Here is a 309-nt window from a genome sequence, read left to right as displayed (position 1 = left end):
TAAATGATGGTGGTACTCAAGCTGTTAGTAGCGGTGGTAGTGCGATTAGTGCGACCATCAGTTCTGGCGGTACTCAAGCCGTTAGTAGTGGCGGTATTGCAAGTGCTACTACGGTAAATGATGGCGGTACTCAAGCTGTTAGTAGCGGTGGTAGTGCGATTAGTGCGACCATCAGTTCTGGCGGTACTCAAGCTGTTGGTAGTGGCGGTATTGCAAGTGCTACTACGGTAAATGATGGTGGTACTCAAGCTGTTAGTAGCGGTGGTAGTGCGATTAGCGCGACCATCAGTTCTGGTGGTAATCAAGCTG

The 309-nt window shown here is 49.8% G+C and carries 1 protein-coding gene; it reads left to right on the top strand.

Features of this window, described 5'->3' with window-relative positions; all coding sequences use genetic code 11:
- Positions 1 to 309 (top strand): AIDA repeat-containing protein (locus ICN12_RS10770; protein ID WP_216272506.1); only part of this gene is annotated, 309 nt, incomplete at both ends.

This window comes from Polynucleobacter sp. AM-25C3 (genome assembly GCF_018882335.1).
GTDB lineage: Bacteria > Pseudomonadota > Gammaproteobacteria > Burkholderiales > Burkholderiaceae > Polynucleobacter.
This window is presented reverse-complemented; position numbering and strand designations above follow the sequence as displayed.